This is a genomic window from Cohnella faecalis (assembly GCF_003570905.1).
Taxonomy (GTDB): Bacteria; Bacillota; Bacilli; order Paenibacillales; family Paenibacillaceae; genus Cohnella; species Cohnella faecalis.
On record NZ_QXJM01000030.1, the window covers coordinates 147,897 to 158,063 of the forward strand.

General features: G+C 54.7%; 13 protein-coding genes. 5 read left to right on the forward strand and 8 right to left on the reverse strand.

Annotated features, from left to right (window positions below):
- Positions 1 to 8: 8 nt before the first annotated feature.
- The 4 genes from D3H35_RS09965 (at position 9) to D3H35_RS09980 (ending at position 5,355) form a co-directional block, all read left to right on the forward strand.
- A complete protein-coding gene (locus D3H35_RS09965) occupies positions 9 to 1,466 on the forward strand; it encodes an alpha-amylase family glycosyl hydrolase (protein ID WP_119148934.1) in 1,458 nt (485 codons plus the stop codon).
- A 53-nt stretch (positions 1,467 to 1,519) separates the two neighbouring features.
- Complete coding sequence (locus D3H35_RS09970; protein ID WP_119148935.1) at positions 1,520 to 2,554, forward strand: LacI family DNA-binding transcriptional regulator; 1,035 nt, start codon at positions 1,520 to 1,522, stop codon at positions 2,552 to 2,554.
- A 106-nt stretch (positions 2,555 to 2,660) separates the two neighbouring features.
- The gene (locus D3H35_RS09975; RefSeq protein ID WP_119148936.1) at positions 2,661 to 5,123 is read left to right on the forward strand and encodes an alpha-L-rhamnosidase-related protein; all 2,463 of its coding nucleotides are present in this window, start codon (positions 2,661 to 2,663) and stop codon (positions 5,121 to 5,123) included.
- Entirely contained in the window at positions 5,107 to 5,355 is a 249-nt protein-coding gene (locus D3H35_RS09980; RefSeq protein WP_119148937.1) for a hypothetical protein, read from the forward strand. Before D3H35_RS09975 ends, D3H35_RS09980 begins: the two co-directional genes overlap by 17 nt.
- 693 nt (positions 5,356 to 6,048) lie before the next feature.
- Here the strand turns inward: D3H35_RS09980 and D3H35_RS09985 are convergent.
- From D3H35_RS09985 to D3H35_RS30300, 7 genes are all read right to left on the reverse strand, one after another.
- Positions 6,049 to 6,489 (reverse strand): hypothetical protein, encoded by a 441-nt coding sequence (locus D3H35_RS09985; protein ID WP_119148938.1) that lies wholly within the window; start codon positions 6,487 to 6,489, stop codon positions 6,049 to 6,051.
- 88 nt (positions 6,490 to 6,577) lie between these two features.
- Positions 6,578 to 6,754 (reverse strand): hypothetical protein, encoded by a 177-nt coding sequence (locus D3H35_RS30685; protein WP_158594044.1) that lies wholly within the window; start codon positions 6,752 to 6,754, stop codon positions 6,578 to 6,580.
- Complete coding sequence (locus tag D3H35_RS34755; protein ID WP_119148939.1) at positions 6,699 to 7,439, reverse strand: alpha-L-rhamnosidase N-terminal domain-containing protein; 741 nt, start codon at positions 7,437 to 7,439, stop codon at positions 6,699 to 6,701. Before D3H35_RS34755 ends, D3H35_RS30685 begins: the two co-directional genes overlap by 56 nt.
- Before the next feature lie 152 nt (positions 7,440 to 7,591).
- Entirely contained in the window at positions 7,592 to 7,936 is a 345-nt protein-coding gene (locus tag D3H35_RS34760) for a substrate-binding domain-containing protein (protein WP_158594045.1), read from the reverse strand.
- A 56-nt stretch (positions 7,937 to 7,992) separates the two neighbouring features.
- Positions 7,993 to 8,289, reverse strand: coding sequence for a LacI family transcriptional regulator (locus tag D3H35_RS10000; protein WP_119148941.1), 297 nt, complete (start codon positions 8,287 to 8,289; stop codon positions 7,993 to 7,995).
- A gap of 35 nt (positions 8,290 to 8,324) precedes the next feature.
- Positions 8,325 to 8,612, reverse strand: a complete 288-nt coding sequence (locus tag D3H35_RS34765; protein WP_119148942.1) for a LacI family DNA-binding transcriptional regulator — start codon at positions 8,610 to 8,612, stop codon at positions 8,325 to 8,327.
- A 12-nt stretch (positions 8,613 to 8,624) separates the two neighbouring features.
- A complete protein-coding gene (locus D3H35_RS30300; RefSeq protein ID WP_147355803.1) occupies positions 8,625 to 8,930 on the reverse strand; it encodes a hypothetical protein in 306 nt (101 codons plus the stop codon).
- Positions 8,931 to 9,147: 217 nt separating this feature from the next.
- Between D3H35_RS30300 and D3H35_RS30305 the strand changes: the two genes are divergently transcribed.
- Positions 9,148 to 9,504 (forward strand): hypothetical protein, encoded by a 357-nt coding sequence (locus tag D3H35_RS30305; protein WP_147355804.1) that lies wholly within the window; start codon positions 9,148 to 9,150, stop codon positions 9,502 to 9,504.
- Positions 9,505 to 9,886: 382 nt separating this feature from the next.
- On the opposite strand, the gene D3H35_RS30690 is transcribed toward D3H35_RS30305, so the two are convergent.
- Positions 9,887 to 10,060 carry a hypothetical protein gene (locus D3H35_RS30690; RefSeq protein ID WP_158594047.1) on the reverse strand — a complete coding sequence of 58 codons (174 nt, stop codon included), beginning with the start codon at positions 10,058 to 10,060 and terminating at the stop codon, positions 9,887 to 9,889.
- Positions 10,061 to 10,167: the final 107 nt, after the last annotated feature.

A 10,167-nucleotide genomic window follows, 5' to 3' on the forward strand; every position in this document is an offset into this window, starting at 1 on the left:
CATTTTATATGTCCCGAATGAAGGGCAGCCGTCTTGACGCGCTGAGGAAGGCGGCCGACGCTTTTCGAATCTATGTAAGATCGGATTCGCAGGCATTGGCCGGGCAAAAAACGCTTAAAATATGCGAGCTCCATATCGGCGAGAAAATCGGACGAAAAACGTTCGACGATTACGACCAAATAGCGAAAAAACTCTCATACTTAAAAAGCCTCGGATTCAACGCGATACAGATTATGCCCTCTTTTCCTTTTCCGTCCTACTCCGTATACGACTATTTCAACCTCGACAAGACGTACGGCAGCGAGCGGGGATTGAAAAATCTCGTTCGAACAGCAAAAAGACTAGGCTTGAAGGTCATAATCGATATGGTGCTGCATGGTCCTTTGGAGAAGGAGCCGGCAAGCTGGCGCATGCCTCCGGGCGAATACGAATTCGATTCGCCGTATTTAACCGATCGAACGGGATGGTTTTCCCGTCATGAGTCCGGCGATTACGCCAGGACGTATACGCGATCGTTCGATTTGGCGAATCCGGAGCTGCGTCGCCATATCTCCGAAGCGATCGCTTACTATGCAGGGTCGGTCGGAATCGACGGCGTCCGGCTGGATGCCCAGACGTGGAATTTCTTCCCGAATTGGCGGCCCGAAGGCGGCAGAAAGCCTTATGAATCCATCTATGCCGGGTTTCGGATGATGGAGGAAATTCGTAAGGAAGCGAAGCGGCATTATCCCGATCTGATCTTCTACACGGAAGGGATGGGCCCTCTTGCGGCAAAGTACCACGAGTTTCGCTACAACTACGATTTTCATTGGATATACCCGGCATTATCGCCTGTCCGGGACGAACGGGGAATGTCGACGATGTTCTGGAACCCGGCATCGGAAAATACGCTGAGCTGGAGCGATCTGGCGCAATGGCTGGAAGAGCAAAGGACGACCGTCCCACCGGGACTAACCATCGTTCATCAAACCGATTCCCACGATTCCCACGAATGGGCCGCTTTTTGGCAGGGACAATTCCATCGGGAAGCTTTCGGACCTCGTCTGCACCGGGTACACGCGGCGTTGGCTTTGTTCATGGACGGCGGCTTTATGTCTTTTTACGGCGCGGAGCTCGGCAACGAGGCCTTCTATGCCCGGCTGTTGCCAATGAAGGATCTGCCGTTGTTCTCGCAAGGAAAATGCAGTTATACGGATGCCTGGACGAACGATACGAAAGTGTTCTGCGTGGCCTGGACGAAAGGGAGCGAATGGGCGGTCGTTATCGGCAATCTGGAGGATCGGGAGAAGGAGGTGGAGGTCGTCTTTTTTCCGGAATCGGATATCGCCTTGAAGGCACGGGGAAGCGATCCGCAACTTCTCGATTTGGCGGGGGACGGGAAGCTCTCGGGTGCAGCCGAGGACGGCCGCATCGGGCTTTTCATGGCTCCTTGCGGTGTACTTGTTTTGTCGAATACGATAGAATGATCCATTAATAGAAGCTTATTCCGTCATTTCATTCCGATACGAGGTACAAACAGATGGCTACGATGAAGGACGTCGCGAAAAAAGCGGGGGTAGCCCCGATTACAGTGTCGCGCGTATTGAACAATCCCGGCTCGGTTGCTTCCGCTACTAAGAAAAAAGTAATGAAGGCGATCGAGGAGCTGAACTTCAAGCCGAATCAAATAGCCCGCAGCATGATTACGCGCCGTACGAACACGATCGGGATGCTTCTGTCGAACATTACGAATCCGTATTTTCCGGAAGTGCTTCTGGGGCTTGAGGTGACGGCAAGAAGCCAAGGGAAAAATTTGATCATATGCAACGCCATCGATTACGAGAATACTCTTCGAAGCCTCGATGTTCTGCTCGAAAAACGCGTGGACGGCATCATCGTCGCGCCAATTGAATTTCCGTCCGTCGAGTCGCAGAAGGAGTTCTATTCCTATCTCGAAAGCTTGAGCTCCAAGCTGTCCGATCAGAGCATTCCCGTCGTGTTCATTAACAACGACCTGCAGGAAACGTCCCTGTCTTGCGTTTCCATCGACAACTATTTGAGCGCACGGCTGGCTATGGAGCATCTGCTGGCGTTGGGACATAAGCGCATTGCCCACTTAACGGTCGAAAGGGACGTCAAAGTATGGATCGAGCGGCTAAGGGGCTATAAAGACATGCTTGCAAGCAGCGGCATTGCGATCGACAGCTCGCTTATCGCGATGGGCAGCGAGGATGTCGAGTCCGCGGAGCGGGCGGCGCTGGAATTGCTCAAGCGGAAGGAGCGTCCTACCGCTGTTTTCGCCGCGAACGATACGCTCGCCATCGGGGTCATCCATGCGGCGAACAGACTGGGGCTGAACGTGCCGAGGGATCTTTCCGTTATCGGTATCGACGGAACTCCGTTAGGGCTTTACATTTATCCAAAGCTGACGAGCGTCTCGCATCCGCGCTTCCAGATCGGGGAAGTCTCGGTCAAGCTTATTATCGATAAAATCAACGGAGACACCTCGAATTTCAACGTCACGCTGAAGCCGGAATTGCTTGCAAGAGATAGCACGGGGCCTGTCGGCGAATGAAGGGTACGGGCACACTCGCCGGTTGATCCGTTTTTTGTTCTTGAATGGTAACGATACCATAAAAGTGATCATATAACGTGATAAGCAAACCGGTCAGGAGGTTCTTATGGAGCAGCAATCGAACTGGCACGGCAGATGGATATGGAAGGCGCCCTCTCCTCGGGCGGGAGAAGGGGAACATGAGACCGTATACTTCCGCAGAACGTTCGAAGTGGGTTCGACCGGAAATTGCCGGCTGCTGGCGAGAGTTTCGGCCGATAGCCGCTATCGCTTGTATTTGAACGGAAAATCGGTCGTCGCAGGCCCTTGCAAGGGCGATCGGTTCACGCATTATTTCGAGTCTGTCGATTTATCGGGACATCTTGTGCAAGGAAGCAACGTATTGGCGGCACAGGTGCTGCACTATGCGGTTTCCGAGCCTTTCCGCATCGGCTCCGGCGGTTCCGCATCCGTCTGGAGGTCCGGAACCGGGGTTTTCATATTTGACGGAAGCATTCAATATGATAATGGTAACGAAACCATAAATCTTCATAGCGACGAAAATTGGCGATATTCGGAGGACAGGGCAATTCGGTTTCATCCCGGAGAATTGGAAACGCTTTATGTCGGCGGACCGGAACGAGTGGACGGAAGCTTGCTCCCCTTCCGATGGCAAACGGCCGGATTCGACGACAGCGGCTGGAAGAAGGCGGTCGTCGTCTCCGAAGTGATGGATGAATGGTTCGGACAGCTAACTCCGTGGACGCTGACGCCGCGTCCCATACCCGATTTGTACGAAATTCACAAAGGCTTCGTACGGGTGACGCGCAGGATCGGGGGACAAAGCGAGCCCGCGTTTCAGACGTACTCGCTTGAACCGCTTGCAGAGGGCTATCCGGTTGGAGCGGGAGAAAAGCTGATTCTGGAGCTGGATGCCGGAGAACTGGTGACGGCGTTTCCGTTTCTGGAGATGGAAGGCGGCAGCGGGGCCGAAGTGAAGCTGTTGTATTCCGAATGCTACGAAGCTCCTGCCGTTTCGAAGGCAAGCCGCAATAAAGGCGTTCGCGACGATGTCGACAACGGCTGTTTGATCGGCGAGCAGGATATTTATCTCGCGGCGGGTATCGGCGGGCGCGATAAAACCCCTCCGGAGCGCTACGAGCCATTCTCGTTTCGCACCTTCCGTTATGTCCGTCTGGAGGTCAATGCGGGAGCCGAGCCTCTTGCCTTAAGGAGGTTCAATTTCCGGGAGACGGGTTATCCGATTGAAGCGGTCGCCGATTTTGCCAGCTCGGATTCGACGCTGACTCCTCTGTGGAACATCAGCATACGCACCTTAAAGCGCTGCATGCACGAGACGTACGAGGATTGCCCGTATTACGAGCAGCTTCAATACATTCTGGATACCCGCCTGCAAGCCTTGTTTACGTACCCTTTGTCGGCGGACGACAGGCTTGCGCGGAAGGCGATATTCGATTTTCACAGCTCCGTCCTTCCGAACGGCATGCTTCAAAGCCGGTATCCGTCGGTTAGTCCACAAGTCATTCCCGGCTATTCGGTCCATTGGATATTCATGATAAGCGACCATTATCGCTATTTCGCCGATCTGGCTCTCGTACGAAGGTATTTGCCGACTATCGATGCCGTATTGGGGTGGTTCGAGAGGCAGTTGACCTCCGAGGGCCTTGTCGGCCGGGTTCCGGCCGAGTATTGGGCGTTCGTCGATTGGGTGGACGAATGGCGGGACAATCGCGGAGTTCCGGACGCGCACCGCCAAGGTCCGATTACGGTCTACAGCCTGCTGTATGCGGCGGCTCTCGAGGCGGCTGCGGAGCTGAACGACGAGGCTGTGCGGACGGCGACGGCGGACGAATACCGCAGAAGAGCGAGATTGATCAAGCAAGCGACGATTCGGTATTGCTGGTCTGACAAGGAACGGTTGTTCCAGGACGGTCCGGGAATAGAGAGCTACTCCCAGCACGCGCAAGTATGGGCGGTGCTCTCCGGTACGCTGCAAGGCGAAGAAGCGGAAGCTCTGATGGACGGAATGCTTGCGAGGCCGGAGATGCCCCGGGTTTCGTATGCGATGTCGTTCTTTTTATTTCGCGCTCTAGCGATGACGGGCCGTTACGGCAAATCGTTCCGGCTATGGGACGTCTGGCGAAAGCTGGCCGATTTGAACCTGACGACTTGGGTGGAGGATCCGGTGTCGCAGCGCAGCGACTGCCATGCTTGGGGAGCGGTGCCGATCTACGAGTTCGCCGCGGAAATACTCGGAGTCAAGCCGGACGGCTGCGGCTTCGACAAAGTGCTTGTCGAGCCGCAGACGGGAGAGCTCTCGTGGGCAAAAGGAAGCGTGGCAACTCCGAAGGGACTCGTTCGGGTCGAGTGGGAGCTTAAGCTGGATCGTCTGTTTCGTCTGTACGTGGAAGCTCCGGCCGGCATGTCGATTGCATGCAAACTGCCGGATGGACAACGGATCGAATGCCAAGGCGCCGGGCCGCACGAAATCGGCGCAGCTTTGAGGCAAGCCCGAAATCGATCCGAACGAAATTCGGCCGAGGAGAGGGAAGATGGAATCGATCCGTGACCGGCGAGAAGCGTGCCATTCCGGCAGTTTGCTGCAATCGCATGCCGGCCGGAGCTTCCACGTACAGACGAAACAGACGATCCAGCTTAAGCTCCCACTCGACCGAACGAGTCCCTTCGGAGTTGCAACGCTTCCTTTTGCCCACGAGAGCTCTCCCGTCTGCGGCTCGACAAGCACTTTGTCGAAGCGCGCAGGTCGGCTTGACTCCGAGTATTTCCGCGGCGAATCGTAGATCGGCACCGCTCCCAAGCATGGCAGTCGCTGCGCTGCGACCCGGATCCTCCACCCAAGTCGTCAGGTTCAAATCGGCCAGCTTTCGCCAGACGTCCATAGCCGGAACGATTTGCCGTAACGGCCCGTCATCGCTAGAGCGCGAAATAAAAAGAACGACATCGCATACGAAACCGGGGCATCTCCGGCCTCGCAAGCATTCCGTCATCAGAGCTTCCGCTTCTTCGCCTTGCAGCGTACCGGAGCAGCCCATACTTGCGCGTGCTGGGAGTAGCTCTCTATTCCGGCGACGTCCTGGAACAACCGTTCTTGTCAGACCAGCAATACGATTCGCTTGCTTGATCAATCTCGCTCTTCCTGCGGTATTCGTCCGCGTCGCCGTCCGCACCTCGTCGTTCAGCTCCGCAGCCGCCTCGAGAGCCCGCGCATACAGCAGGCTGTAGACCGTAATCGGACCTTGGCGGTGCGCGGACGGAACTCCGCGATTGTCCGCATTCGTCACCCATCGACGAACGCCAATACTCGGCCGGAACCGGCCGACAAGGCCCTCGGAGGTCAACTGCCTCTCGAACCACCCAATACGGCATCGATAGTCGGCAAATACCTTCGTACGAGAGCAGATCGGCGAAATAGGCGATAATGGTCGCTTATCATGAATATCCAATGGACCGAATAGCCGGGAATGACTTGTGGACTAACCGACGGATACGGCTTTGAAGCATGCCGTTCGGAGGACGGAGCTGTGAAAATCGAATATCGCCTTCCGCGCAAGCCTGTCGTCCGCCGACAAAGGGTACGTAAACAAGGCTTGCAGGCGGGTATCCAGAATGTATTGAAGCTGCTCGTAATACGGGCAATCCTCGTACGTCTCGTGCATGCAGCGCTTTAAGGTGCGTATGCTGATGTTCCACAGAGGAGTCAGCGTCGAATCGAGCTGGCAAATCGGCGACCGCTTCAATCGGATAACCCGTCTCCCGGAAATTGAACTCCTTAAGGCAAGAGGCTCGGCTCCCGCATTGACCTCCAGACGGACATAACGGAAGGTGCGAAACGAGAATGGCTCGTAGCGCTCCGGAGGGGTTTTTATCGCGCCGCCGATACCCGCCGCGAGATAAATATCCTGCTCGCCGATCAAACAGCCGTTGTCGAATCGTCGCGAACGCCTTTATTGCGGCTTGCCTTCGAAACGGCAGGAGCTTCGTAGCATTCGGAATACAACAGCTTCACTTCGGCCCGCTGCGCGCTTCCATCTCCAGAAACGGAAACGCCGTCACCAGTTCTCCGGCATCCAGCTCCAGAATCAGCTTTTCTCCCGCTCCAACCGGATAGCCCTCTGCAAGCGGTTCAAGCGAGTACGTCTGAAACGCGGGCTCGCTTTGTCCCCCGATCCTGCGCGTCACCCGTACGAAGCCTTTGTGAATTTCGTAAATCGGGTATGGGACGCGGCGTCAGCGTCCACGGAGTTAGCTGTCGAACATTCATCATCATCACTTCGGAGACGACGACCGCCTTCTTCCAGCCGCTGTCGTCGAATCCGGCCGTTTGCCATCGGAAGGGGAGCAAGCTTCCGTCCACTCGTTCCGGTCCGCGACATAAAGCGTTTCCAATTCTCCGGGATGAAACGAATTGCCTGTCCTCCGAATATCGCCAATTTTCGTCGCTATGAAGATTTATGGTTTCGTTACCATTATCATATTGAATGCTTCCGTCAAATATGAAAACCCGGTTCCGACCTCCAGACGGATGCGGAACCGCCGGAGCCGATGCGGAAGGCTCGGAAACCGCATAGTGCAGCACCTGTGCCGCCAATACGTTGCTTCCTTGCACAAGATGTCCGATAAATCGACAGACTCGAAATAATGCGTGAACCGATCGCCCTTGCAAGGGCCTGCGACGACGCGATTTTCCGTTCAAATACAAGCGATAGCGGCTATCGGCCGAAACTCTCGCCAGCAGCCGGCAATTTCCGGTCGAACCCACTTCGAACGTTCTGCGGAAGTATACGGTCTCATGTTCCCCTTCTCCCGCCCGAGGAGAGGGCGCCTTCCATATCCATCTGCCGTGCCAGTTCGATTGCTGCTCCATAAGAACCTCCTGACCGGTTTGCTTATCACGTTATATGATCACTTTTATGGTATCGTTACCATTCAAGAACAAAAAACGGATCAACCGGCGAGTGTGCCCGTACCCTTCATTCGCCGACAGGCCCGTGCTATCTCTTGCAAGCAATTCCGGCTTCAGCGTGACGTTGAAATTCGAGGTGTCTCCGTTGATTTTATCGATAATAAGCTTGACCGAGACTTCCCGATCTGGAAGCGCGGATGCGAGACGCTCGTCAGCTTTGGATAAATGTAAAGCCCTAACGGAGTTCCGTCGATACCGATAACGGAAAGATCCTCGGCACGTTCAGCCCAGTCTGTTCGCCGCATGGATGACCCGATGGCGAGCGTATCGTTCGCGGCGAAAACAGCGGTAGGACGCTCCTTCCGCTTGAGCAATTCAGCGCCGCCCGCTCCGCGGACTCGACATCCTCGCTGCCATCGCGATAAGCGAGCTGTCGATCGCAATGCCGCTGCTTGCAAGCATGTCTTTATAGCCCCTTAGCCGCTCGATCCATACTTTGACGTCCTTTCGACCGTTAAGTGGGCAATGCGCTTATGTCCCACGCCAGCAGATGCTCCATAGCCAGCCGTGCGCTCAAATAGTTGTCGATGGAAACGCAAGACAGGGACGTTTCCTGCAGGTCGTTGTTAATGAACACGACGGGAATGCTCTGATCGGACAGCTTGGAGCTCAAGCTTTCGAGATAGGAATAGAACTCCTTCTGCGACTCGACGGACGGAAATTCAATTGGCGCGACGATGATGCGTCCACGCGTTTTTCGAGCAGAACATCGAGGCTTCGAAGAGTATTCTCGTAATCGATGGCGTTGCATATGATCAAATTTTTCCTTGGCTTCTTGCCGTCACCTCAAGCCCAGAAGCACTTCCGGAAAATACGGATTCGTAATGTTCGACAGAAGCATCCGATCGTGTTCGTACGGCGCGTAATCATGCTGCGGGCTATTTGATTCGGCTTGAAGTTCAGCTCCTCGATCGCCTTCATTACTTTTTTCTTAGTAGCGGAAGCAACCGAGCCGGGATTGTTCAATACGCGCGACACTGTAATCGGGGCTACCCCGCTTTTTTCGCGACGTCCTTCATCGTAGCCATCTGTTTGTACCTCGTATCGGAATGAAATGACGGAATAAGCTTCTATTAATGGATCATTCTATCGTATTCGACAAAACAAGTACACCGCAAGGAGCCATGAAAAGCCGATGCGGCCGTCTCGGCTGCACCGAGAGCTTCCCGTCCCCCGCCAAATCGAGAAGTTGCGGATCGCTTCCCCGTGCTTCAAGGCGATATCCGATTCCGGAAAAAAGACGACCTCCACTCCTTCTCCCGATCCTCCAGATTGCCGATAACGACGCCATTCGCTCCCTTTCGTCCAGGCCACGCAGAACACTTTCGTATCGTTCGTCCAGGCATCCGTATAACTGCATTTTCCTTGCGAGAACAACGGCAGATCCTTCATTGGCAACAGCCGGGCATAGAAGGCCTCGTTGCGAGCTCCGCGCCGTAAAAAGACATAAAGCCGCCGTCCATGAACAAAGCCAACGCCGCGTGTACCCGGTGCAGACGAGGTCCGAAAGCTTCCGATGGAATTGTCCCTGCCAAAAAGCGGCCCATTCGTGGGAATCGTGGGAATCGGTTTGATGAACGATGGTTAGTCCCGGTGGGACGGTCGTCCTTTGCTCTTCCAGCCATTGCGCCAGATCGTCCAGCTCAGCGTATTTTCCGATGCCGGGTTCCAGAACATCGTCGACATTCCCCGTTCGTCCCGGACAGGCGATAATGCGGGTATATCCAATGAAAATCGTAGTTGTAGCGAAACTCGTGGTACTTTGCCGCAAGAGGGCCATCCCTTCCGTGTAGAAGATCAGATCGGGATAATGCCGCTTCGCTTCCTTACGAATTTCCTCCATCATCCGAAACCCGGCATAGATGGATTCATAAGGCTTTCTGCCGCCTTCGGGCCGCCAATTCGGGAAGAAATTCCACGTCTGGGCATCCAGCCGGACGCGTCGATTCCGACCGACCCTGCATAGTAAGCGATCGCTTCGGAGATATGGCGACGCAGCTCCGGATTCGCCAAATCGAACGATCGCGTATACGTCCTGGCGTAATCGCCGGACTCATGACGGGAAAACCATCCCGTTCGATCGGTTAAATACGGCGAATCGAATTCGTATTCGCCGGAGGCATGCGCCAGCTTGCCGGCTCCTTCTCCAAAGGACCATGCAGCACCATATCGATTATGACCTTCAAGCCTAGTCTTTTGCTGTTCGAACGAGATTTTTCAATCCCGCGCTCGCTGCGTACGTCTTGTCGAGGTTGAAATAGTCGTATACGGAGTAGGACGGAAAAGGAAAAGAGGGCATAATCTGTATCGCGTTGAATCGAGGCTTTTTAAGTATGAGAGTTTTTTCGCTATTTGGTCGTAATCGTCGAACGTTTTTCGTCGATTTTCTCGCCGATATGGAGCTCGCATATTTTAAGCGTTTTTTTGCCCGGCCAATGCTGCGAATCCGATCTTACATAGATTCGAAAAGCGTCGGCCGCCTTCCTCAGCGCGTCAAGACGGCTGCCCTTCATTCGGGACATATAAAATGTTCTATGGAAATCGACTCGCCGCGTTAAGCTCGCACGGGCAATAGACGACGCTTTTCCGGCGCAGCTGCTCCTCTTCTTTAATCAGCGTCATCGTCGAT